23 protein-coding genes and 1 riboswitch are annotated in these 22,455 nt (G+C 59.9%); of the genes, 12 read left to right on the top strand and 11 right to left on the bottom strand.

What is annotated here, in order from left to right; all coding sequences use genetic code 11:
• Window positions 1–323: 323 nt before the first annotated feature.
• The 9 genes from ACT7DV_RS01300 to ACT7DV_RS01260 form a co-directional block, all read right to left on the bottom strand.
• A complete protein-coding gene (locus ACT7DV_RS01300; RefSeq protein ID WP_444660554.1) occupies window positions 324–1,592 on the bottom strand; it encodes an amidase domain-containing protein in 1,269 nt (422 codons plus the stop codon).
• 352 nt (window positions 1,593–1,944) lie between these two features.
• Complete coding sequence (locus ACT7DV_RS01295) at window positions 1,945–2,259, bottom strand: YybH family protein (RefSeq protein WP_444664746.1); 315 nt, start codon at window positions 2,257–2,259, stop codon at window positions 1,945–1,947.
• A gap of 305 nt (window positions 2,260–2,564) precedes the next feature.
• Window positions 2,565–3,362 carry a DUF4240 domain-containing protein gene (locus tag ACT7DV_RS01290; protein WP_444660553.1) on the bottom strand — a complete coding sequence of 266 codons (798 nt, stop codon included), beginning with the start codon at window positions 3,360–3,362 and terminating at the stop codon, window positions 2,565–2,567.
• Window positions 3,363–3,551: 189 nt separating this feature from the next.
• Entirely contained in the window at window positions 3,552–3,872 is a 321-nt protein-coding gene (locus ACT7DV_RS01285) for a hypothetical protein (RefSeq protein WP_444660552.1), read from the bottom strand.
• Between the two features lie 221 nt (window positions 3,873–4,093).
• The gene (locus ACT7DV_RS01280; protein WP_444660551.1) at window positions 4,094–4,924 is read right to left on the bottom strand and encodes an MFS transporter; all 831 of its coding nucleotides are present in this window, start codon (window positions 4,922–4,924) and stop codon (window positions 4,094–4,096) included.
• Between the two features lie 17 nt (window positions 4,925–4,941).
• Window positions 4,942–5,361 carry a hypothetical protein gene (locus ACT7DV_RS01275; protein WP_444660550.1) on the bottom strand — a complete coding sequence of 140 codons (420 nt, stop codon included), beginning with the start codon at window positions 5,359–5,361 and terminating at the stop codon, window positions 4,942–4,944.
• Window positions 5,362–5,432: 71 nt separating this feature from the next.
• Window positions 5,433–5,801: a hypothetical protein gene (locus ACT7DV_RS01270; RefSeq protein ID WP_444660549.1), complete on the bottom strand. Its 369-nt coding sequence runs from the start codon at window positions 5,799–5,801 to the stop codon at window positions 5,433–5,435.
• Between the two features lie 104 nt (window positions 5,802–5,905).
• Window positions 5,906–6,409 carry a hypothetical protein gene (locus ACT7DV_RS01265; RefSeq protein WP_444660548.1) on the bottom strand — a complete coding sequence of 168 codons (504 nt, stop codon included), beginning with the start codon at window positions 6,407–6,409 and terminating at the stop codon, window positions 5,906–5,908.
• A gap of 209 nt (window positions 6,410–6,618) precedes the next feature.
• Window positions 6,619–7,524 carry a LysR family transcriptional regulator gene (locus ACT7DV_RS01260; protein WP_444660547.1) on the bottom strand — a complete coding sequence of 302 codons (906 nt, stop codon included), beginning with the start codon at window positions 7,522–7,524 and terminating at the stop codon, window positions 6,619–6,621.
• A 133-nt stretch (window positions 7,525–7,657) separates the two neighbouring features.
• On the opposite strand from ACT7DV_RS01260, the gene tdh reads away from it, so the two are divergent.
• From tdh to tpx, 8 genes are all read left to right on the top strand, one after another.
• Complete coding sequence (tdh, locus tag ACT7DV_RS01255; protein ID WP_444660546.1) at window positions 7,658–8,710, top strand: L-threonine 3-dehydrogenase; 1,053 nt, start codon at window positions 7,658–7,660, stop codon at window positions 8,708–8,710.
• A 31-nt stretch (window positions 8,711–8,741) separates the two neighbouring features.
• Window positions 8,742–9,941: a glycine C-acetyltransferase gene (locus tag ACT7DV_RS01250; protein WP_444660545.1), complete on the top strand. Its 1,200-nt coding sequence runs from the start codon at window positions 8,742–8,744 to the stop codon at window positions 9,939–9,941.
• Window positions 9,942–10,010: 69 nt separating this feature from the next.
• Window positions 10,011–11,027: a LacI family DNA-binding transcriptional regulator gene (locus ACT7DV_RS01245; RefSeq protein WP_444660544.1), complete on the top strand. Its 1,017-nt coding sequence runs from the start codon at window positions 10,011–10,013 to the stop codon at window positions 11,025–11,027.
• A 132-nt stretch (window positions 11,028–11,159) separates the two neighbouring features.
• Window positions 11,160–12,518 carry an ABC transporter substrate-binding protein gene (locus tag ACT7DV_RS01240; RefSeq protein ID WP_444660543.1) on the top strand — a complete coding sequence of 453 codons (1,359 nt, stop codon included), beginning with the start codon at window positions 11,160–11,162 and terminating at the stop codon, window positions 12,516–12,518.
• Between the two features lie 68 nt (window positions 12,519–12,586).
• Window positions 12,587–13,726, top strand: a complete 1,140-nt coding sequence (locus ACT7DV_RS01235) for a carbohydrate ABC transporter permease (protein ID WP_444660542.1) — start codon at window positions 12,587–12,589, stop codon at window positions 13,724–13,726.
• Complete coding sequence (locus ACT7DV_RS01230) at window positions 13,723–14,670, top strand: carbohydrate ABC transporter permease (protein WP_444660541.1); 948 nt, start codon at window positions 13,723–13,725, stop codon at window positions 14,668–14,670. The genes ACT7DV_RS01235 and ACT7DV_RS01230 overlap by 4 nt, the downstream gene beginning before the upstream one ends.
• Before the next feature lie 185 nt (window positions 14,671–14,855).
• The gene (hutI, locus tag ACT7DV_RS01225; protein ID WP_444660540.1) at window positions 14,856–16,046 is read left to right on the top strand and encodes an imidazolonepropionase; all 1,191 of its coding nucleotides are present in this window, start codon (window positions 14,856–14,858) and stop codon (window positions 16,044–16,046) included.
• Window positions 16,047–16,127: 81 nt separating this feature from the next.
• Window positions 16,128–16,625 (top strand): thiol peroxidase, encoded by a 498-nt coding sequence (gene tpx / locus ACT7DV_RS01220; RefSeq protein ID WP_444660539.1) that lies wholly within the window; start codon window positions 16,128–16,130, stop codon window positions 16,623–16,625.
• A 100-nt stretch (window positions 16,626–16,725) separates the two neighbouring features.
• Here tpx and ACT7DV_RS01215 read toward each other — a convergent pair whose 3' ends face one another.
• Window positions 16,726–17,571, bottom strand: coding sequence for a phosphotransferase family protein (locus ACT7DV_RS01215; protein ID WP_444660538.1), 846 nt, complete (start codon window positions 17,569–17,571; stop codon window positions 16,726–16,728).
• Between the two features lie 61 nt (window positions 17,572–17,632).
• Between ACT7DV_RS01215 and ACT7DV_RS01210 the strand changes: the two genes are divergently transcribed.
• Window positions 17,633–18,388 (top strand): CPBP family intramembrane glutamic endopeptidase, encoded by a 756-nt coding sequence (locus ACT7DV_RS01210; protein WP_444660537.1) that lies wholly within the window; start codon window positions 17,633–17,635, stop codon window positions 18,386–18,388.
• Window positions 18,389–18,406: 18 nt separating this feature from the next.
• Window positions 18,407–18,826 (top strand): GNAT family acetyltransferase, encoded by a 420-nt coding sequence (locus ACT7DV_RS01205; protein ID WP_444660536.1) that lies wholly within the window; start codon window positions 18,407–18,409, stop codon window positions 18,824–18,826.
• A 57-nt stretch (window positions 18,827–18,883) separates the two neighbouring features.
• Here the strand turns inward: ACT7DV_RS01205 and ACT7DV_RS01200 are convergent, their stop codons facing one another.
• The gene (locus tag ACT7DV_RS01200; RefSeq protein WP_146277937.1) at window positions 18,884–19,528 is read right to left on the bottom strand and encodes a VOC family protein; all 645 of its coding nucleotides are present in this window, start codon (window positions 19,526–19,528) and stop codon (window positions 18,884–18,886) included.
• A gap of 172 nt (window positions 19,529–19,700) precedes the next feature.
• A riboswitch (SAM riboswitch) is annotated at window positions 19,701–19,821 on the top strand.
• 90 nt (window positions 19,822–19,911) lie between these two features.
• On the opposite strand from ACT7DV_RS01200, the gene ACT7DV_RS01195 reads away from it, so the two are divergent.
• Window positions 19,912–21,270, top strand: a complete 1,359-nt coding sequence (locus ACT7DV_RS01195; protein WP_444660535.1) for a bifunctional o-acetylhomoserine/o-acetylserine sulfhydrylase — start codon at window positions 19,912–19,914, stop codon at window positions 21,268–21,270.
• 2 nt (window positions 21,271–21,272) lie between these two features.
• Window positions 21,273–22,406 (top strand): homoserine O-acetyltransferase MetX, encoded by a 1,134-nt coding sequence (gene metX, locus ACT7DV_RS01190; RefSeq protein WP_444660534.1) that lies wholly within the window; start codon window positions 21,273–21,275, stop codon window positions 22,404–22,406.
• The last annotated feature ends 49 nt before the right edge of the window (window positions 22,407–22,455 follow it).

Genomic DNA, 22,455 nt, shown 5'->3' with positions numbered 1-22,455 from the left:
AGCAACACCATTCCAGCCCAAAACACCCTCCACTGTGCGTCCCTGCATTCGTATCCACCATAGGAAGGAGGATTAACCCAGCCTGTAGCACCAGCTCCCCGACCGCACATCGCACCATTAATGGTGACAGGGTAAACCAACACCACTAGAGAAGCTGCAACGAGAAGAGTCCCCACAACCGCGAGTATTTTGCCGTTGCGATTCGACTTAGAGAAAGACCAAAGTAGCGGCCCGACTGAAAGCAACCCTATTCCGCACACTCCAGCGAGAACCCAAAAAGAGAGCGGCTGGCTATTCCACAAATCGCTCATTCTGACCGCTTTCTACCGTAGATCCAGTCCATACCACGTGTATTTCTTACCCTGCTGCTTGGCCAAGGCTACCGTTGTTTCGAGGGAAATATTCGAACGGTTCGATGACTTTTGTGAAATTCTTGGGGCATAGTTTGCTCGTCCTGTGACAGCCATTACGTGATCAATGTACCCGTCTGGGTAACCATTTGGATCCCAATCTACAAAGATCAAGTCTCCTGAACGTGCATTCCAGACGTTCGATAGGAACTTGTACCTACCGGTGTTCAGCGAGTAAGAATAGAGATTGCTGGCCTTCGTCCAAGTTCTCGTTGCCCCTGCAATACCGGCAAGGTTGAAAGTCCACTTCGTCTTTTCATGAATCTGAGTAGAATTGCCTCCGGTCAGGTACCATCCCGCCTGGTCCAGCACCTGAGAAACGAAATTAGCGCAGTTGTTGTTGTACTTCGGATATGTACCGTTGACATAGGCCGTGCCGTCTTTTGCGTAGCTTCCGGAAGTGCGGCTAATCGCATAAGAGACGAACTTTTGAACATTAATGCTGTTCTGCATTGAGTATCCTGCGGCTGGTACTCCGATTGTTCCATCACCTGGTTGCAAAATGTCTTCAATCGGAATGCCGGGCTTGTCATCAATCGACTTCAGATCAGGAGACACCGGAATTTCCCCTGGCTCGGGGGTAGGGTCGCTCTCATCGGCAGCCAGGCTGCTCACTTCATAAGGAACCACTTCGTCAGCAACGACAGCCCAACCTTCATTACCTTCCTCCAAGGTCAACAGATGTTCATCTGTCCAAGAAGACGGGCCAGAGTATCCATTGTCATCCGGCTGAAGATAGTAGCTAAAAGTCACCGTCGCACTTACTTTTTGCTGGGTCTCAGTTGAGGACACCAATTTTGGAGACTCAATTTCTACGCTTGAGTTGTAACCACCGTCGGCAGGTTCGCCTAAGGTGAGTGAAATTTCACCCAATTCTTCTCGTGCGACTGAAACAGACTCTTCGGCCGTATCAGAAAGGGGCCGGGCCATTCTAGCGAGCGATGACGAAGATGCTCCTGGCGCATCTAGCACCAGTTCCGCGGCCTCGCCATAAGCCTCGATTGCGCCAAGCTGAACCACTGTTTCTTCATGCGAACTAGAAGCCGCAGACTTTGATGAAGAAACACTAGGAACGAGATTTGGCTGAGCTACTGCGGAAAATGAGGGCAGTACCACCAATGACAGGGTTACAGCTCCGCACAAAAGCATTTTGCCTTTGTGTCGGTCTTGAAAAGGATTCACAAGATCCTCCACACTCTATAAGCTGGGATACGCATTATTTATGCGTATTGATTATTATTTGTAGAGAAACTTGAAAAGCCAAGAAATTTTTTACCGGTATCGCTTTTGAATCCATTACTTTCTGAAGTAATAAATAAATTAGAAAAGTCTTGACAGGTTCGACTTTGATGGCTGCTCAGGAATGGGCGTGATCCTACGGGCAGGTCGATTGGACAGATCCATATCCGTTGACACAAACTGACGGTTATTGAAACGAGCAGCAAACTTTTTGGTTCCGTGAAGTCCCTAGCAATTCTGTCCATGGACCATAGATTTGAGCCGGGCTATCCGTTGAGGAACGCTCTACGGGTCTCTATCCATCGGATGTCAGTTGCTCGTGCTGTATAAGCCAACCAGACTTGTGCCTGACAAGAACATTAGTCCCTCTACCGGTTCCAGATCGCGGTTGACCGTTTACTAGTCCAGTCCATGAAAAATGGTATCGGCAGACAGCAATATCACTCTTCACTGTTACCCAAGCCAAATCATGGATTGAATAAACCTCATTCTGGATCGTATCGAAGGTATTCTGCAGTGCAGGTCGGATTTCCTCGTGTCCGTAATAGGACCCATCGGAGAACCAAAAGCTAGCCTCTGGCGCGATATGTGCAAGCACTCGATCGAGTATGCGTGAGTTATTTGCTACTTCGTACTAGCGCATCATTCGAGTCAATTCAAGTACGGAATCTTTGGTGGAGGTCATAGTATCCAGTTTGGTCGGTAGTACTAGTTGAACCAACCAAAATGGTACTTCTCTCGTTCTAGATTTCCGAAAATGCCCGTGGATGCCGTGCGACTTAGGAACGTATCGACAACGTTTTACGCACGAGGAACTCTCTGCAGGACGATCTGAATGCCTATCCCTTTCCGCTGCAAGCGGTGAATTGCTGCACGTCTGGATCGCGCGGCAATCAGCACCCTACATTCCTCGAATCATGGAAGGGGCGAGAGATCCGGGTAGAGACTCTCGACTGTTTCTTCGTCCCATGCCGTCCCCGAAGGCTCACCGACTGCAATAGTCGATGGACTCTGCGGGTAGTCCTCGTATAGATCCCGGCCATCACTGGCTCTCAGGTACGCATCCTCACCGACGTAGGACAGCCACTCCGCTTCATCGCTCTCGAAAGCGAAGCTTAGACGACCATTGTCCAACGTCTGCGGATCCCGCAGCACGGCCTTGAAGTAGTCTTGGCCCTGGCCGACCACCCAGCTGCGGAGGTACTCGAAGCAGTCGTCGGAACACCCGCCGTAGAGCACATAGGCAGCACCCCACAACTCCCACGAGTAGAGCTCTAGATTCTTAGAAACGAACCTTGCATTAAAGGATGCGACCTGAGCAGGTGGCAAGTCCGCAAGGATGTCCTCCAGCTCAGCCGCTTGGTGCTCGATGCTTCCATCTGAGACTTCCAGCGAACGGCTAATGATGTCCCAGAACTGGCCTTGCTCCATTAGCTGCATCCCCGGCGCGACTTTTGTCGAGGGCGGGGATATCGTCGCTGTTCCAGTTGTCGGGGAATCGGCCTCTGCTGATATCGAGGAAGTAGTTGATGTTTCCACGGGGACCGGGTCGGAACTTCCGGTTGCGGGCTGCTGAGCGCACCCGGCCAGCGCCATCGCCAGTGCTATCACTGCTGCGACTGCGCTGGGCTTGGTTTTTGGCGTGAGCGCGTGGGCGCCAGCCGAATGAGGTCGATGTCCCGCTTCGCTTCTGGCGTGGTTAGGCGTTTTCATGGTTCCCCCGGTTATGTAAGTGCAATTGCGACTAACTCGCGCTATGGGGAACTCTACCGGCACGATTCGTCGCCTTCAGGTGATTCTGCCCGAGTCCTCTTTCAGGGGCAGGCCCTTGGCAGCAAATTGCGCAACAGGCAATTTACCCCGTTCCGATTCGGTAAAGCTCATTGGGAGTCTTGTTTTCGTTCAGCCTTTTTCTTTTCCTGGCAATGGAGCACCAGCGAGAAACGCCTTGTATTCATCGATTACATCAGCATCGACGGACGGCTGCTCGTTGGTATAACGTCCATCAGTACGGTCTCGCTTAGGGCCAGAAACCCAATACTCGTCGCCAGTAGCGGGGTCAACGAAATTTGCGTCAAAAAGTCCCGAGACTTGACGCAGAGCAAGATCTTGGAAGTACGCTGTCCTCCAAGATTTGGAGAACCGGACACGACTAATCCATGCAGGTCCACGATCTGTGTTGTATCCAGACTTGAGTTGAATATACATAATACGTTCGGCCATGAGGCCATGATAATCAGTCTGTATCCGGTTTAGGCTGGCTTGTTTCCGGTCATTTTGTGAATCGTTGGCGATTTGCGGAAGATCCTGCTGGTGCCCGATATGAATTTCGGTTCACATGGGAACGCTCTGCGGGACAGTGTTTTCGAATTTCCATCGATGACGGAAAACAGGATTTCCTGCGAACCAGCCATCGTGTTTTTCATGGTTGACGAGGCTTTTGGTTAGTTGGAAACTACCGTGGACGGATCGGCTTCGTCTCTCGGGGCAGGCGTTGCATGTGACCTGGGGTTTCTTCTGTGGAGCCGGAGTAAACGCAGGGCGACAAAGGCGACCAGGACACCGACCAACGCACAGACTCCGGCGACAATCACCATGCTTTGAGCCTCTCCCGGTGTACGTGGGGTGCCGACGATGTAGCCTATGGCCACGGAAGTGCTAGTGAGCATCCGATAGTAGGCCCAGGCGCTGCCCGTGTGGGCTTGGGAGATATCTTGGAAGAACATGTTTCGGACCCCGACGTTGTGCGTTCCGTTGCCCATGCCGCCAATGACGAAGGCAATGCCGATGATAATGGCGATCGGGGCCAGGCCTTCGGCCAATATCGCTAGTGCCATGCATAGCCCGCCACCCACGATGAGCAGCATGGTGCGAGGAGCGAGGCGCTTGGTGCCGGCCAAATATGCACCGATGATTGATCCCACGGCCCAGCAGGACAGGACCAAACCGTAGAGCATGTCGCTTCCGGAGATTTGCCTTAGCCAGAATACGCCCGCGACGGCTTCAATCGAGGTGCTGATCATGATGAGGATCAGCAGCGGCATCGTGGCCGCGACAATGGCGGAGGATCGTATGGCACGCCAGCCATCGCGCACGCCATTAAAGAGGTTCCAAGAGTCGGGTTCGGCGGATTCAGGGCGTTCCACGCGCAGCACCAGGACCAGGGCCGTGGCGGCGAGCACCGCGGTGGTTCCGGCATTCACACCCAACATCAGCGATGCACCGACTATGCCGAATAGCCCGGCAGATAGTGCGGGCCCAACTAAGTAGGCCAAGGACGATCCAATGGCCATTAAGGAGTTGGCACGTTCGATGCGGATAGGGCAGTCAACTTGGGCAGCAAGGCGAACGCGGCGCTGCTGGAGAGGATGTTGATGACATTTGATGCTGCTAACAGTGCTAGACGGGACCAGAAGTCATCTTGCAGCGCAGCGATACCGATACAGAGGCTTTGCAGCGCAAGGCATACGCCCCAGATCTTCCGAGGGTCATATCGATCGACAATTGCCCCTCCAAAAGGGGCCAGAATCATCGCCGGGATGGCCAGAGCGAGAGAAAACCACGTGACCATCCAGGTTTGGCCTTGGTGGACAGCGGTGAGCACCATGGACATGGAGGCGGCTTCGTCCCCAACGATGGCCAGTGAGGAGATGACAACCAGGGCGATCAGTGGCAGGGCTGACGTGCGCCGGAACTTTGGGGTACTGTTCATGTGTTCGTTGTGCCCGGTCTGCTGGGTTGCGGATTGGTGGACTCAGGGAATTTGCGTGCAACGCTGCCAGTTTAGCGCGGCTTCATCCATAAATTGGCTCCGCATGGGCACTCTACGAGACAAGAAATTGTTCTTGACTCGGCGTTCTCGGATCCATGAATCAGCAGATGAACAAGACAGGGCATAGACTCAATGCCAGTGAGATCCACATTGCCTTCAACATCGATTGCAACGGCCAGGATACCTGGATCCAGCGCGGCTAATTCCGCGGCGAACAGTCCCGACTCCGGTAGTTGCTTGATGTTGGCGAACTTGAGACGTTCGCGACTGCCAGCAACCAGGTTAACGTTTATTGTTTCCGTGCTCCAGAACAGCCCGGAGGCCGTCTTGCATTTCGTCGCCAAGGTGGCTTCGTTTCGTTGTGCCTGGATGCCCGACAATAGCGTCGCTGTAACCCACACTTTGTGTCCAAGGAGCCAACCCCGAGTGCGACGCCGCCTATCGCCAACTTGAGTGCTGGCTCATTGTGCTTAAAAGCCGATTATCAATCTTTTGGTTGTCGAGGTGTAAATACGGTATTGGATCGTGGCGCATAGGCGTACCACCCAGTGCTTTCTCCACGCCGCGTTGCCTCCAGCGCATGCGCTACCTCTTCTTCTAGTGCTTTGATCTCGATGGCTAAAGCATCAAACACTTGTGCAGCTTGAGGGTTAAGAGCGGGCCCGTTTGACCGAAACTTGCGTTCCGGCACATCACCGTCGCTTGCGACCAATTCAATTTCAAACCTATCGCCAAGTTCATCAGCGACACGCTGTGCTAATCGTTCACCCGCAGCACCGAACTGTCGGGCCAAATCTGGAGATTTCCACTCATAATCCCGGTTCAAACCGTCATAGTAAGACTGTTCCCACTGTGAGAGTTCGTGAGTCAGCGCAGCAGATAGCTGGGCCGTGGCATAGTCAATAGGCTCGTTAAACCACAACACTGTGTCTGCATAGTCTGGAAACATGCGGACCGTTGAAGGTAGAATCTCACGCGATGAATTCATATCGCGATCATACCGATACGCTCCAATCAGAACTAGGCTGTGCTTTTGTTGCACATACGGGGTCCTTTGCGGGCGGAGCAGCGCAGTGATGAGAACTATTCACAAAAGTAATGAGGACTTCGGAAACTGATAGAAACTCCGAGCTCTCAAATATTTTGAATTCCCGTATATACTGCCCGGCAAAAAGCCCGTTTTCCCTAATCTCGGAATCAGCTGATCACCAAGCGTTTTACAGTGCTTCTGATTGCCTCGATGACGTCATTGACGGTCTTTCGGTGCAGGTGTTCCGCCCTCAATAAAAGGTCGATTTGTCGACCGGAGTTTATGCCTTTAATCGGTCGTAAAGCCACCGATTCATCCAGGGTTTTCCGCGCCGTGAATCGAGGCAATATCCCCAGGCAATCGCTGGCTTCGACGAGTGCACCAGCTGTTGCATAGTCATTGACCCGGTGCTCGATTTGCGGAGCCTTGCCCGCCAGCGCGGCGATGGTTTCCAAGACATCGGCCGGCGAATATCCGGAGCGGGAAACGACCCAGCGTTCATCGATGACCTGCTCGGGGGAGAGCTGATCGAATTCGGCCAACCGGTGATCCTTGTGGATGGCGATATCCAGAGGTTCGAAGGCCAGCGGGATCACCGTGATGCGCTCTTCGGGCCACGGTGCCGTATGCGGCATGCGGTGGGCCAGGACCAAATCGTAGGTCGAGGTCAGTGCCGGGAAATCCTGCTGCGAAACATCCTCATCAGAAAAATGCAGGGGCGGCAACTGGCCTTCGGGCAGGGATAGCAGCGGCGCAAAAATGGTCTGCCCGATGGAATGGAATCCGGCGACGTTGATGGGAACATTCTTGTCCTGCTCCACCGTGCGTATTCTTGCCGAGGCTTCGGCCAGTGTCGAAGCCACCGACGCGGCTGCGGAAGCAAGCAGCTTGCCCTCGGAAGTGAGCACCAGGCGCCGGCCTTCCTTTCGGGTCAGGGGCGCCGGGAACCCGCGCTGCAACTGGGCCAAGTGCTGGGAAACGGCCGAGGGGGAGACGAACAGCGCCTTGGCCACGGCATTGACGCTCCCCAGATCCGCAAGTTCGCGCAGGATCCGCAGCTGATGTAATTCCATGAAGTAAATGCTAAATCAATAGATCAGCAAATCGTGCTTCTTCTAACATGTTTTCCCCGGGAGTGTGGTGCGACACTGGAAGCAACACAGTCCGTCGCGTGTGAACCCGACGGCCATCTGAAAAGGATCACGCATGAAAGCACTGTACAAGTCCGGGCCGCACGCTGGGCTGGAACTCGTGGACCGCCCAGAACCAGAAGTAGGCGTGCACGATGTAAAAATCCGTGTCATGACTGCCGGCATCTGCGGCACCGACCTGCACATCGAGGCCTATGACGATGCAGCCAAGGCCATGATCAACACCCCGCTGGTCCCAGGGCACGAGTTCTACGGCGAAGTCGTGGAGATCGGCGACTTCGTGCACGGCGTCAAGGTCGGGGACCGGGTCTCCGGCGAAGGCCACGTGGTGTGCGGAATGTGCCGCAACTGCCGTGCTGGTCGCAAGCAGATGTGCATCAACGTTGATTCCGTCGGCGTCCAGCGTGATGGCGCCTTCGCCGAATATGTATCGATCCCCGAAAGCAACGTCTACATCCATCGCGATGAGCGCATCACCCCGCTGCTCGGCGCCATCTTTGACCCCTTCGGCAACGCCGTGCACACCGCCTTGCAGTTCCCCATGGTCGGTGAAGACGTGCTGATCACCGGGGCCGGCCCCATCGGCCTGATGGCCGCCGCGGTGGCTCGCCACGTCGGTGCCCGCAATATCGCCATCACCGACGTCTCCGAACAGCGCCTGGAACTGGCACAGTCCATGGGCATCGACCTGGCCGTGAATGTGGCCACCACCCGGATCAAGGAAGCCCAGCAGCAGCTGGGCATGGTCGAGGGCTTCGACTACGGCATGGAAATGTCCGGCCACAAGACCGCCCTGCCGGAAATGATCGAAAACATGAACCACGGCGGCAAGATCTGCATGCTCGGACTGCCAAGCACCTCGATCGATATCAACTGGGGCAAGGTAGTCACCCACATGCTCACCCTGCGCGGCATCTACGGCCGGGAAATGTTCGAAACCTGGTACGCCATGAGCGCCATGCTCACCTCTTCGGACGTGATGCGCGAGCGCATCTCCTCGGTGGTCACCGACTTCCTTCCGGCTACCGAATGGCAGCAGGGCTTCGAAGCCGCCCGCAGCGGCCACGGCGGCAAGGTCGTGCTCGACTGGACCGTTTTCGCAGACTAAGAATTCCCCGCACCAACAAGGAGCAATCCCCATGTATACCGACCTCAAAGACCAGCTGGCCGCCGAGCTTGACGAGCTGAAGACCTCCGGGCTGTTCAAGGCCGAACGCCACATCGACTCCGCGCAGTCAGCCTCGATCATGGCCGGCTCGCTGGGCGCCGAAGCACGCCAGGTGCTGAACTTCTGCGCCAACAACTACCTGGGCCTGGCCGATAACCAGCAGATCATCGACGCCGCCAAGACCGCCATGGATGATCGCGGTTTCGGCATGGCCTCGGTGCGCTTCATCTGCGGCACCCAGGATACGCACCTGGAACTGGAGGCCAAGCTCTCCGAATTCCTGGGCACCGAGGACACCATTCTGTTCTCCAGCTGCTTCGATGCCAACGGCGGTGTTTTCGAGTCGCTGTTCGGCAAGGAAGATGCCATCATCTCCGACGCGCTGAACCACGCCTCGATCATCGACGGCATCCGCTTATCCAAGGCGGCCCGCTTCCGCTACGCCAACCAGGACATGGCGGATCTGGAGACACAGCTGCAGGCTGCCGCGCAGCTGAACGACGGGGCGGGTGCCCGCCGCACCATCATCGTCACCGACGGCGTGTTCTCCATGGACGGCTACCTGGCTCCGCTTGAAGCCATCTGCGATCTGGCCGACAAGTACAACGCGCTGGTGATGGTCGATGACTCGCACGCGGTGGGCTTCATGGGCGCCACCGGTGCCGGCACCCCGGAGCACGCCGGAGTCTCTGACCGCGTGGACATCTACACCGGCACCTTCGGCAAGGCCCTGGGCGGCGCCTCGGGCGGCTACGTCTCGGGACGCGGCGAAATCGTGGCGATGCTGCGCCAGAAGGCCCGCCCCTACCTGTTCTCCAACTCGCTGGCCCCGTCGATCGTGGCCGCAACCCTCAAGGCGCTGGAACTTGTGGTGGACTCAGGGGACCTGCGCGAAAAGCTCTTCGAGAACGCGGCGCACTTCCGCCGCCGGATGAGCGAGGAAGGCTTCGAGCTGCTGGAGGGCGAGCACGCCATCATCCCGGTGATGTTCGGCGACGCCATCAAGGCGGCCCAGGTGGCAGCGAACATGCTCGAACGCGGCGTCTTCGTCACCGCCTTCAGCTACCCGGTGGTTCCCAAGGGGGCCGCCCGCATCCGCGTGCAGCTCTCCGCAGCCCACTCGGCACAGGATATCGAGGCCTGCGTGGAAGCTTTCGTCGCCAGCCGCTGACCGGGAAAGTTGCCTGACGGCGTGTTTCAATAGGAATTACGTTTCGGCACTACCAACGGCGGAGGACTCATGGCTACCAGGGATGATGTGGCGCGCTTGGCCGGCGTATCTCCCAGTACCGTCTCCTACGTGATCAGCGGCCGGCGCACGATATCCGATGCGACCAAGGCCAAGGTCCTGGCGGCCATGCGGGAGCTGAATTACACCCCGGATGCCTTTGCCCAAGGCCTGGCCGGGTCGCGTCGCGGCATCCTGGCCCTGCACTTTCCCACCAGCGTAGACGGCTATTCCTCCACCGAATTCGAGTACGTCACCGCGGCCATGGAGCGTGCCCGCGCGCTGGGCTATCACATGCTTTTGTGGTCCAACCCGATGACCGACGTGATGGGTTTGGAAAGCCTGGTCGGCCAGAAGCTGGTGGCCGGGGTGCTGCTCATGGAAGTGTCGATCAACGATCCGCGCTTTGACGTATTGCGCCGTGCCAACATCCCCTTCGCTTCCATCGGGCGCCCCGATGACAGCGATGACCTGTCCTACGTCGATAATGATTTTGCCGAGGCCGGGCGTATCGCGGTGGATTACCTGGCCAGCCTCGGGCACCAGTCGATCATGTACATCAACGTGTCGGTCGAAGACCAGATGGCCGGAAATGGCCCGGCCATCCGCACGGCCCGGGCGATCTCGGATGCGGTGCGCGGACGCGGCATGATCCTGCAGGAAGTCCCCGTGGAGAACAATGCCCGTGGCGGCCGCCAGGCCCTGGACGAGTACCTGAAAATGGGCCAGCGGCCCACGGCGGTGCTCGCCCTGAAGGAATTTGCCACCGCAGGTTTTGTCAACGCCGCGGGCATGGCGTCGCTGCGGATTCCTGAGGATCTCTCAGTGATAGCGCTGGGCGTCGGGGATCGTTCGGCCGAGATGGTCGCTCCGGCACTGACCACCGTGGCCCCTTCGGGGGAGCGCATTTCCCATGCAGCGGTGGACGCGCTGGTGCAGAAAATCGAGGGGCGTGCCCATGCGGCGGTGCAAGAGCTGATCGCCCCTCTGATGGTGGTCCGGGGCAGCTCGGGCCCAGCCCCGCACTGACCGGAAGTGGCAATTTGTTGAGTGGTTCGCCACCAACTGTTGACGCGCGTCGATGACCTGCGTCACTATGGAGGGGATCGTTCGTGCCGAGCCACCTCAACTGGCAGGGCACCACTCAACGTGGAGGGCAACATGAAAAAAGCAAAACGCGGGCTGAAGCTCGCGCCGGTGATCTCGGTGGCAGCAATCAGCATGCTCCTGGCCGGCTGCTCCGGCGGGGCAGACCCCAATGACCCCAACGCTTCCGGCGGCGGCGAAGCCCAGGTAGGCAAGGCCGACGGCGTCGTCGACATCTACGGCCCGGTCACCGGCATCGAAGCGGAACTGCTCGAGAAGTCCTGGGCCAAGTGGTCCGAGGAAAACGACATCAAGATCCGCTACACCGGCGACAAGAACTTCGAATCCCAGATCGGCATCAAGGTCCAGGGTGGCGACACCCCGGATCTGGCGGTCTTTCCGCAGCCCGGCCTGCTGCAGGCCACCGTGGCCCAGGGCAAGGTGCAAAAGCTCCCAGAAGCAGTGCAGACCCAGCTTCAGGCCAACTGGTCCGAAGACTGGCAGAACTACGGCAAGGTCGATGGCGTGCAGTACGGCGTGCCATTGATGGCCAGCGTCAAGGGCTACATCTGGTACTCGCCCAAGCAGTTCGAAGAATGGGGCGTGAGCGTGCCTGAGACCTGGGATGACATGATCAGCCTGGGCACCGAAATCTCGAAGAAGACCAAGGAACCAGCCTGGTGCGCCGGATTCGCATCCGGCGAGGCCTCGGGGTGGCCGGGCACGGACTGGATTGAAGACGCCGTGTTGCGCCAGGCCGGAACCGAAGCCTACGACAAGTGGGTTGCCGGCGATCTGGACTTCACCTCGCCCGAGGTCACCAGCGCCTTTGAATCCGTCGGAAAAATCCTGCTCGATCCCCAGCAGGTCAACGCCGGCTACGGCGACGTGAAGTCGATCAACGCCACCGCCTTCGGCGATGTGGGAACCGCCGTAGCCAAGGGCACCTGCCCACTGACCCACCAGGCTTCCTTCCTCGAAGGCTACGTGCTTGACTCCAAGAATGCCGATGGCAAAAAGGCCACCGTCGCCCCTGACGGAGATGTCTGGGCCTTTGTCGCCCCGCCGGCCAAGGCAGATGACCCCGTGTCCGTCGTGGGCGGCGGCGAATTTGTTGCCGCCTTCTCCAACGATGGAGACACCGCCAAGGTCCAGGAATACCTGGCCAGCGCGGATTGGGCCAACAGCCGCGTCGGACTCGGCGGCGTGATCTCGGCCAACTCCGGCCTTGATCCGAAGAACGCCAGCAGCGACCTGTTGCGCTCCGCCGTTGAACTGCTGCAGGACCCGAACACCACCTTCCGCTTTGACGGATCTGATCTGATGCCCAAGAGCGTCGGTTCCGACTCCTTCTGGAAGGGTCTGGTGGATTGGATCGATGGCAAGCCAACCAAGGAAGTGCTTGAAAATATCCAGTCCGGTTATGACTCCTAGTCACTGCCTTGTTCGTCGCCAACGGCCGGGACTCCCGGCCGTTGGCGGGATTGTAGGAGCCTGAGGCCATGTCCCAATTTTTCCAGTGGCTGGCGGGCGTGCCGCCGCTAGTCCAGGTGCCGATCGTCTTGATTGCCTTCGCAATCCTGATTGCGGCGATCCTTGCCTTTGTTGAAACAGCCACCAAGGCCGGGCGCGGATTCACCGTGGTGCGTTTTGCCGCCGCCGTGGTAGTTCCAGTGGTCATCTTGCTGATCCTGGGCCTGTATAACTCGGTCATGTGGGTGGCAGTGATTGCCGCAGCGCTCGGTGCCGTGCTGTTTTTTGCCGACCGCCGTTCCCGCGAGGGCGCCGGCTCGCTGCTGCAGCTCTCCGGTTTCCTGGTTCCAGCGCTGTTATTGCTGGCCATCGGCTTGATCTACCCCACGGTGAAAACCGCTATCGCCGCGTTCATGTCCAATGATGGATCAGGATTTGTCGGGCTGGGGAACTTCGCCTGGGTGTTCACCAGCCCTGACGGGGTGACCGCCCTGCTCAATACCCTGGTGTGGGTGCTGGTGGCCCCCGTGGTTTCCACCATCATTGGCTTGGCCTATGCGGTGTTCATCGACAAGAGCCGCGGCGAGAAATTCTTCAAGCTCCTGGTGTTCATGCCCATGGCGATTTCCTTCGTTGGCGCATCGATCATCTTCAAGTTCTTCTACGACACCCGCCAGGGCGATCAGATTGGCGTGCTCAACGCGATCATCACGGCCTTCGGCGCCAAGCCGGTCGACTGGCTCGGGCTCGAACCATGGAACACGCTGTTCCTGGTTATCATCCTGATCTGGACCCAGGCAGGGTTCGCCATGGTCATTCTTTCCGCGGCCATCAAGGGCGTGCCGGCCGAGCAGCTGGAAGCGGCAGCCCTCGATGGGGCCAGCCCGTGGCAGCGCTTCGCCAATGTCACGCTGCCAGGGATTCGTTCCTCGGTAGTCGTCGTCTTGACCACCATTTCCATTGCCTCGCTCAAGGTCTTCGACATCGTTTCATCATTGACCGGCGGCCGCTCGGATACAACGGTCCTCGCATTCGAAATGGTGCGCCAGTTCCAGCTCGGGGCGCGCACCGGCTACAGTTCGGCCCTGGCAGTCATCCTGTTCATCCTGGTGCTGCCGATCATCATCTACAACGTCCGCCAGCATAAGAAGCAAAGGGGCATCCGATGAGCGCCGTGGGCGAATCCTCTCGCCGCCTCTTGGCGGCTACCGAAAAAACCAGCGGGAAGCTGCGCAAGGCGACCACGTCCCGCGGGGCCACCATTGCGGCATTCATCATCGCCGCCATCTGGACCATCCCCACCTTCGGCCTCTTTGTCTCTTCCTTCAGGCAGGCTGATGATATCAAGACCTCGGGCTGGTGGACGGCCCTGTCCAACCCGTCATTCACGCTGGACAACTACGCGCAGGCCTTCTCCTCGGGCGACAGCCTTCCGCTGTCCAAGGCGTTTTTGAATTCGCTGGTCATCACCATTCCAGCGGCGATCGTTCCGATCATCATCGCCAGCCTGGCGGCCTACGCTTTTGCCTGGATCAATTTCAAGGGGCGCAATACGCTGTTCGTCCTGGTATTTGCCCTGCAGATTGTTCCGATCCAGATGGCCCTGGTTCCGCTGCTCCAGCTGTTCTCGGACGGCGTGAAAATCGGCGGGCTGTATATCCTGCCGGGGCTGGGGGTCAACGGATTGGATGGCGCCTATGCGAAGGTGTGGATCGCGCACACGATCTTCGCGCTGCCCTTGGCGATCTTCATGCTGCACAACTTCATCTCGGAGATCCCCGACGAGGTGATCGAGGCGGCTCGCGTGGACGGTGCCGGTCACGGAAAGATCTTCTCGAAGATCGTCCTACCGCTGTCGATGCCGGCGATCGCTTCTTTCGGCATCTTCCAGTTCCTCTGGGTGTGGAATGACCTGCTGGTGGCAACGGTGTTCACCTCGGGCGGGGGACTGCCGATCACCAAGGCGCTCCAGGATCTCTCGGGAACCTATGGGCAATCCTGGGAGCTGCTCACCGCCGGTGCGTTCATCTCGATGATCATTCCGCTGGTGGTCTTCTTCGCCTTGCAGCGCTACTTCGTGCGTGGACTGCTGGCAGGGGCCACCAAGGGCTAGCCGAAACCGCAGCTGCAGCGAGGGCCCCGGATCCCCGGGGCCCTCGTTCTGTCTGAAATCCCGGATCTCAATAGCCATCGCCGAGGCCGCAGCCAAGGCTCGGGCCAGTAGGCTCGTCAAAGGAGAACATCCACGGATTTTGCGAGCCCTCGCAACGGGCTGCGCTGAACAAGAGAGGTCGCCATATGGGTACGACATTGCTGACGAATATCGCGCAACTGGTCACCGTTGATGCCGCGGGCAGTGTGCTGGAGCATGCCGCCGTGCTGATCCGCGAGGACCGGATTGAATGGATCGGCGCGGCAACCGATGCACCAGCGGCCGACACCGTCCACGACCTGTCGGGGCGAACCGTGCTGCCAGGCTGGGTCGACTCGCACAGCCACCTGATTTTCGGGGGAGACCGCGCCGAAGAGTTTGTTGCCCGCATGGCCGGCCAATCCTACGCAGCCGGCGGCATCGCGGTGACCACTTCGGCCACCAGAAGCCTCAGCGATGAGGAACTGGCCGGGCTGGTGGCCGCACGCCGCGCCGAGGCTCTCTCCATGGGGACCACGTGGATGGAAACCAAGACCGGCTATGGCTTGGAGCTATCCGAGGAAAGCCGCCATACGCGTTTGGGCGGACCCATCGTCGATACCCTGACCTTCCTCGGCGCCCATCTGGTCCCCGCTGGCGCTGATGCCGATGAATATACCGACCTTGTCGCCGGCCCCATGCTTGAGGCCGTCGCACAGGACATCGACTTTGTGGATATCTTCTGCGAGCGCGGTGCCTTCAATGAAGACCAAACCCGCCGCGTCCTGCAAGCAGCGCAAGACCGGAATCTGGCAACCAAGGTCCACGGAAACCAGCTGGGTCCAGGCCCGGGAGTCAAACTTGCCGTTGAATTCGGCAGCCACTCGGTGGACCACGTCAATTACCTTGAGGACTCGGATATCCAGGCGCTCGCCGGAAGCTGGGCCAATTGGGACCGCACGACTCGTTCCGGAAAGCCCGGCACCGTCGCCACCTGCCTGCCGGCCTGCGACTTGTCGACCCGGCAACCGCTGGCGCCAGGGCGCGAGCTGCTGGATGCTGGGGTGGGCATCGCGCTGGCCAGCAATTGCAATCCCGGAACCAGCTACACCAGCAACATGAATTTCTGCGTGGCCACCGCGGTGTTGCAAATGAATCTGTCTTTGGCCGAGGCCATCGAAGCCGCTACCTACGGCGGAGCGCTCGCGCTGGGCATCGCCGACCAGGTGGGCTCCATCGAGGTGGGCAAACGCGCAGACCTGCACGTTCTTGATGCGCCGGCAGCTGCGCATCTGGCCTACCGTCCGGGAATGAACCTCACCCATAGCGTCTACCGGGCCGGGCAGCTGGTTAGCTGAGGAACTGGTGGCCTTCGACTTGTTCACGCCGGTTCGCCGAAAATCTGGCAGTCAAATAGGCATTCGTGATAAACAAGAACCATGGCTAATACTGCTTTTAAGGGAACTCCCGTACAGACCATTGGTGAACTGCCAGCCGTAGGCTCGCAGGCACCATCATTCACCGTCACCGACACCGGCCTTGCAGATGTCACCAGCGAGTCGCTGGCTGGCCGCCGCGTAGTCCTGAATATTTTCCCATCGGTAGATACCGGCGTATGCGCTGCCAGCGTTCGCCGCTTCAACGAACTGGCTGCCGGCCTGGAGAACACCACCGTTGTGTGCGTATCCGCTGACCTGCCATTCGCGCTGGGCCGCTTCTGCGGTGCTGAGGACATCGAGAACGTCACCGCCGCTTCGGTCTTCCGTTCGGACTTCGGTTCGGACTACGGCGTCACCCAGATCGACGGCCCACTGGCTGGCCTGCTGGCCCGTTCGGTGATCGTCCTGGATGAGACCGGAAAGGTGACCTACACCCAGGTCGTTCCGGAAATCACCACCGAGCCAGACTACGATGCAGCTATCGCAGCCCTGAGCTAATCGCTTTTTGCATCACTGGTGATGCTTGCCAAGGCCCATCCGAGCATTGAGCTTGGATGGGCCTTTGCCGTCCCCGGGGAGGGGTGCCAACGATCGGGCATCAGTTCCCGGCAGCCTGCGCGGCGTTCAAGATCCGCGGCCCGATCTTGCGCATGAGCTTGTCGATTCTGGGATTGTCGGTGCGCGACAGGGTATCGGAGAGCCGCTCTAGGCTCATCAGCCCAAGCCAGATCTTTGCCCGATGGGCTTCATCAGGGCTCGGCGCAATCAAATCCACCATCTCCAACCCGTGCCACAGGCTCAGGTACGCGGTGTTCAGCGCCGGATCCCAGGCGGCGGCCAGATCCCAGTCCAGGATGCCGATCAGCTCTTCATCCACCCAGTGCATATTGTGTCCGGCCAGATCTCCGTGGACCAGCCCCGGGGGCACCTGGGCCAGCGAATCAAGCTGGGCCCAAAGGGTTGCGGCTGCGCCACGCAGCTGATCGGGCAAGGCATCAAAACACTGCCGTTGGCGCTCTTCGATCCACGGGCCGCGGAAGGCAAATGGCGAAGCCAGATGCTCGCGCAGCGGTTCGAGATCGACCTGCGCCAGGTCGCGAACCAGCTTGCCCAAGATTTTGGGGTCGCCGTAGTGCGGTTCATGGGCGCTGCCCGGGATGAAGGACATGGCTACCGAGCTCAGCCCATCCACCATCAAGATCTGCGAGGTCGCCACCGGGACCTGGTAGTCCAGCTGATCGGCCACAAGCCCAAGCAGCTTGATGGAGCGCGGCATCTGCTCGGTGGCTTCTTCGGTGCGGGCCATGCGGATCACCGACTGCCCGTTGGCGATCACCACCTTGTGGAACTGCCCGCCCTCGTTGACTCCGGCATTTTCCCAGGACAGCTCTGGACATAGCTGGCGGGCAATGGACAGTTCTTCCATGGTGGCAGGACGGGACACTGATGCTCCTTTAATTCGCTGTCTTCAGGCTACCAAAGCTCGCACACAGCCTGATCAGCCTATGATCGAGAACGTGAATGCCAAGATCCTGAAATTCGAGGTCGCTCTGGTGCTCGCCCTGTCCTTGGGGCAAAGCGCGGCCTATTCGATCCTGAGTTTTGCCGACAAGGCCACCAGGGCCCCGCTGCGCGAACAGACGACTTCGCTGAACAACACGTTGAGCACCCGCGAATTTTTCGACTTCTCCTATCAGCTGCTGGACATTGTCTTTGCGCTGGTTCCGGTGGTGCTGGCCCTGTATCTGATGAAGCGCAGCCTAGGCGCCGGCGCGAGGGAGATCGGCTTTGACCTGCGCGCGCCGGGCAAGGATGCCCTGTTCGGCGCCGGGCTGTTTTTGGCCATGGGGCTTGGCACCCTGGGCGTCTACGCCGCAGGCCGGGCGCTGGGCATCACCACAGCGATTTCCGCGGCCAACCTGGGGGACTACTGGTGGAGCCTGCCGGTGCTGCTGCTCTCCGCGGTGCGCCATGCGGTGCTAGAAGAAGTGCTGATGCTCGGCTTCCTGTTCAGCTATGCCAGGAAATTGCAGCTGGGGTTGTGGACCACCATCATTGCCTCGGCGGTGATCCGCGGCAGCTACCACCTGTACCAGGGCGCGGGGCCGATGATCGGTAATATGCTCATGGGAGTGGTCTTCGGCTGGGCCTACCACAAGTATGGGCGGGTGATGCCGCTGGTGATCGCGCACTTCCTGCTCGACGCCATCGGCTTTGTCGGATATGCCCTGATCGGGCCGGCGATCGGGATCGGAAGCTAGCGCGGCTAGACTGCAGGAATGAAGATTTCTCAGCTGGCTGCGCAGCAGATTCCCCAAGCCGTTGCGCTCTGGGAGGCCACCGGGCTGACCCGGCCGTGGAACGACCCCTGCGCCGACGCCCGGCGCGCCCTGGAAACCCCGGCTTCAACAGTGCTGGCCATGATCGAGGATGAAGAAGTCATCGCCACCGTGATGGTTGGCCATGATGGGCACCGCGGCTGGCTCTATTATCTGGCCGTGGACCCGCGGCGGCAGGGCACCGGACTGGGCGCCAAGATGGTCCAGGCCGCGAGCGAGTGGCTCGCCCAGCGCGGCGTGCCCAAGGTGCAGCTGATGGTGCGCAATGAAAATACCGCGGTGCGCGGCTTTTATGAGCGGCTGGGATTTGAAGACCAGCACGTCGTGGTCCTGGGCCGGCGACTGGATGCAGGCGCATAAAAAGAGGCAGACGGGGACGCCATTGTCCCCGCCTGCCAGCAGCTTGCTGCGAACCGGCTACAACACTACCGGTCCGTTCTGCGTTTCAAAGGTCACCGACAAGATGCCCGGGGTGCCATTGGGCGCCTGGTAGTCCATGGTCACCGCGCCGAGGTGCACGTTCTGGGGCTGGCCCAGCCATTCCAGGACCCGATCGCGCGACCCGGCGATCGAGATCCCGCTGATCTCCCCGGTCGGCTCCAGGGCCTTGGAAGGATGCAGGTCCTTGGCTTCCTCGTCCCACGAGATCAGGTAGGGGCACTGCGGGTCGGCGATCAGGCCCTTGATGCCGATCTGCTGCCAGGTCAGCTCGCGGCCATCGGGGAATTTGCGGTTGCCCGGAACCGACTTGCGACCCAGGCGGTCTTCGGCGCTGGATAGATCGTCCACCGAAACGCACCAGCCCATCCAGCCGCCGCCGAGTTCCGAACGGGCCCGCACCGCCTGGCCGAAGGGGGCCTTGTCGCTGGCCGGGTGATTCAGCACCTCGACCACTTCGAGGTACTGGCCATGCTTGAGCGGGAAGATGACATTGCGTGTCCCGAACCTGGGATGCACGCCTCCCTTGACGAATTCCAGGCCGAGCGACTCGGAGATTCTTTGCGCGGTTGGCAGCAGCCCATCCGGGCCACAGGCATAACTAACGTGATCTAGCCTCATCATGTGCCCATCATGACAACATGTGACCGCAGTCTCTACTTAGGAGACCCTAAGGTTTTTGGCGGAATCGAATTCCATGCGGCAAAAGCGCCATGGATGTGAAATATGACCGATTGCGACCATTTTGAGGTGCCCGCATTGCAAAAATATTCGGTTTTCGGGCACACTGGAAACAGGTCATGAGTCCCAGTAACAAGCCCCGGCTTACTGGGCGGCAACCCTCCAACCGCGGTGGGGTGCCCCGGGTGAAGACCTGGCCCCCAGATGCACAAGGCAGCTGGGGACAAGCGCGGGTAACCCTGGAAGGCTTCTTGGCGAGGTCTTTCCTCTCGGTGTCTTCTCAGTGGTCTACCCCCAAAGTCGCATGAACTATTTTGGAGGAAACCATGAGCAGCAATTGGTCATTTGAAACCCGTCAGATCCACTCCGGGCAGACCCCGGATCCCGCCACCGGCGCGCGGGCCTTGCCGATCTTCCAGACCACTTCCTTTGTCTTCCCGACCGCGCAGAGCGCTGCCGCGCGCTTCGCGCTGCAGGAACTGGAACCGATCTACACCCGCATCGGCAACCCGACCACCGACGCGGTGGAAACCCGGATCGCCGATCTGGAGGGCGGCGTGGGTGCCCTGCTGCTCTCCTCGGGCCAGGCCGCCACCACCTTCGCGATCCTGAACCTGGCCGAAGCCGGCGACCACCTGGTGGCCAGCCCCAGCCTCTATGGCGGAACCCAGAACCTGCTCAAGCACACGCTCAAGCGCCTGGGCATCGAGGTCACCTTCGTGGCCGACCCGGATAACCTGCAGGACTGGCGCGACGCGGTCCGCCCGAACACCAAGGCCTTCTTCGGCGAAACCATTTCCAACCCGCGCCAGGACGTGCTGGACATCGAGGAAGTCGCCAAGATCGCCCACGAAAATGGCGTGCCGCTGCTGGTGGACAACACCCTGGCCACCCCGTACCTGATCCGCCCGATCGAATTCGGCGCCGACATCGTCATCCACTCGGCCACCAAGTTCCTGGGCGGGCACGGCAATGCGATCGCCGGGGTGATCGTGGACTCGGGCAACTTCGACTTCGCCCAGGACCCGCAGCGCTTCCCGGGCTTCAACACCCCGGACGAGTCCTACAACGGCCTGGTGTTCGCCCGCGATCTGGGCGTGAACGGCATTCTCGGCGCCAATCTGGCCTACATCCTCAAGGCGCGCGTGCAGCTGCTGCGCGACCTGGGCGCCTCGGTCTCCCCATTCAATGCCTTCCTGATCGCCCAGGGGCTGGAAACCCTGTCCCTGCGCATCCAGCGCCATGGCGAAAATGCGCGCGAGGCCGCCAGCTGGCTCGAAGCCCGCGCCGAGGTGCAGAAGGTCGCCTATGCCGGCCTGGCCTCCTCGCCATGGTTCGAGCGCGCCAAGAAGTACAGCGATCACGGCGCCGGCTCGATCATCGCCTTCGAACTGGCAGGCGGCGCGGCGGCCGGCCAGGCGTTTGTGGACGCGCTTGAGCTGCACTCCCACGTGGCCAACATCGGCGATGTCCGCTCGCTGGCCATCCACCCGGCCTCCACCACCCATGCGCAGCTTTCCGAAGCCGACCAGATCGCTGCCGGAGTGAGCCCGGGACTGGTCCGCATCAGCGTGGGCCTGGAAAATATCAAGGACATCCTGGCCGACTTGGAACTGGGCTTCAACGCTGTTGCCGCCTTGGGCGACTTGGCCGGGTCGAACAAGGAATTGCAGGAAACCCTCTAGGCATGGCATCCATTGCAACCACCGAAGCACCACAGCTCGCCGAGGGCCGGGACGGCATGATGCGCCGCAGGGCCGTCGGCGGGCACCACTTCGAATTCGGCGGCTACCTGCCACAGGTAGAGCTGGCCTACGAAAGCTGGGGAACCCTCGACGCCGACGGCTCCAACGCCGTGCTGGTGATGCATGCGCTGACCGGCGACGCCCACGTCGCCCAGGGCGATTCGCGCAGCGCCGGCTGGTGGGACGGGTTTGTCGGCCCCGGGGCCACCATCGATACCAGCAAGTACTTCGTTCTCGCCGTGAACATGATCGGCGGCTGCAATGGTTCCACCGGCCCGTCGTCGCCCGACGAGCATGGCGTGCCCTATGGATCGCGCTTCCCCTTTGTCACCATCAAGGACGCGGTGCGCCTCGAAGCGCGCCTCGCGCAGCAGCTGGGCATCACGTCCTGGCATGCGGTGATTGGCGGGTCGATGGGCGGGGCGCGAGCTCTGGAATACGCCGTCGAGTTCCCCGAACAGGTCAAGAACCTGGTGGTAATGGCTTCGTGCGCCCAAGCTACCGCGGAACAAATCGCCTTTGCCCAGGTGCAGACCCAGTCCATCCGACTGGATCCGAACTTCAATGGCGGCGATTACTACTCCAGCGGTGCGCGGCCGGATGAAGGCCTGGGCCTGGCCAGGCGCCTGGCGCACATCACCTATCGTTCCGAGGCCGAGCTCCAGGCCCGCTTTGGCCGGGCCGCGCAGCCCGGCGAGCAGCCTGCTGGCCAGTTTGACGGCCCGCGCGGCCGCTACCAGGTGGAAAGCTATCTGGATCACCAAGCGGCCAAGCTGGTGAATCGTTTTGACGCCAACAGCTACCTGCTGCTCACCGAGGCGCTGATGAGCCATGACGTGGCTCGTGGCTACGAATCGCTGGGTGCCGCACTGGCTCGGCTTGAGAAGGTCAACGTGGTGGTGGCTGCCGTGAGCTCGGACCGCCTGTACTTCCCGGAGCAATCCGAACAGCTGGCCGCCTCCCTGGCCGCTCCCACGCCGGTGCACTACATCGATTCGCCGATCGGCCACGACGGCTTCCTCACCGATGCAAGCCAGCTCGATGGCGTTTTGCGAGGCCTGGTATTCAGCCGCTAGATCGGCGCCGCGAAGGGACAGCCCCACCAGTTTTCGGTGGACGCTGTCC

It is taken from the genome of Glutamicibacter sp. TV12E (genome assembly GCF_052441935.1).
Lineage (GTDB): Bacteria > Actinomycetota > Actinomycetes > Actinomycetales > Micrococcaceae > Glutamicibacter.
Note: the sequence above shows the minus strand (reverse complement) of the source record. Positions and strands in the feature narration are given on the sequence as shown.

What these genes read in the sequence shown, in the direction of transcription:
- ACT7DV_RS01245 (WP_444660544.1), top strand. Translation starts at nt 10,011, where the DNA reads ATGGCTACCAGGGATGATGTGGCGCGCTTGGCCGGCGTATCTCCCAGT.
- ACT7DV_RS01240 (WP_444660543.1), top strand. Translation starts at nt 11,160, where the DNA reads ATGAAAAAAGCAAAACGCGGGCTGAAGCTCGCGCCGGTGATCTCGGTG.
- metX (WP_444660534.1), top strand. Translation starts at nt 21,273, where the DNA reads ATGGCATCCATTGCAACCACCGAAGCACCACAGCTCGCCGAGGGCCGG.
- ACT7DV_RS01265 (WP_444660548.1), bottom strand. Translation starts at nt 6,409, where the DNA reads ATGAATTCATCGCGTGAGATTCTACCTTCAACGGTCCGCATGTTTCCA.
- ACT7DV_RS01195 (WP_444660535.1), top strand. Translation starts at nt 19,912, where the DNA reads ATGAGCAGCAATTGGTCATTTGAAACCCGTCAGATCCACTCCGGGCAG.
- ACT7DV_RS01290 (WP_444660553.1), bottom strand. Translation starts at nt 3,362, where the DNA reads ATGAAAACGCCTAACCACGCCAGAAGCGAAGCGGGACATCGACCTCAT.
- hutI (WP_444660540.1), top strand. Translation starts at nt 14,856, where the DNA reads ATGGGTACGACATTGCTGACGAATATCGCGCAACTGGTCACCGTTGAT.
- tpx (WP_444660539.1), top strand. Translation starts at nt 16,128, where the DNA reads ATGGCTAATACTGCTTTTAAGGGAACTCCCGTACAGACCATTGGTGAA.
- ACT7DV_RS01205 (WP_444660536.1), top strand. Translation starts at nt 18,407, where the DNA reads ATGAAGATTTCTCAGCTGGCTGCGCAGCAGATTCCCCAAGCCGTTGCG.
- ACT7DV_RS01235 (WP_444660542.1), top strand. Translation starts at nt 12,587, where the DNA reads ATGTCCCAATTTTTCCAGTGGCTGGCGGGCGTGCCGCCGCTAGTCCAG.
- ACT7DV_RS01285 (WP_444660552.1), bottom strand. Translation starts at nt 3,872, where the DNA reads ATGGCCGAACGTATTATGTATATTCAACTCAAGTCTGGATACAACACA.
- ACT7DV_RS01260 (WP_444660547.1), bottom strand. Translation starts at nt 7,524, where the DNA reads ATGGAATTACATCAGCTGCGGATCCTGCGCGAACTTGCGGATCTGGGG.
- ACT7DV_RS01200 (WP_146277937.1), bottom strand. Translation starts at nt 19,528, where the DNA reads ATGATGAGGCTAGATCACGTTAGTTATGCCTGTGGCCCGGATGGGCTG.
- ACT7DV_RS01210 (WP_444660537.1), top strand. Translation starts at nt 17,633, where the DNA reads ATGATCGAGAACGTGAATGCCAAGATCCTGAAATTCGAGGTCGCTCTG.
- ACT7DV_RS01250 (WP_444660545.1), top strand. Translation starts at nt 8,742, where the DNA reads ATGTATACCGACCTCAAAGACCAGCTGGCCGCCGAGCTTGACGAGCTG.
- ACT7DV_RS01230 (WP_444660541.1), top strand. Translation starts at nt 13,723, where the DNA reads ATGAGCGCCGTGGGCGAATCCTCTCGCCGCCTCTTGGCGGCTACCGAA.
- tdh (WP_444660546.1), top strand. Translation starts at nt 7,658, where the DNA reads ATGAAAGCACTGTACAAGTCCGGGCCGCACGCTGGGCTGGAACTCGTG.
- ACT7DV_RS01275 (WP_444660550.1), bottom strand. Translation starts at nt 5,361, where the DNA reads ATGAACAGTACCCCAAAGTTCCGGCGCACGTCAGCCCTGCCACTGATC.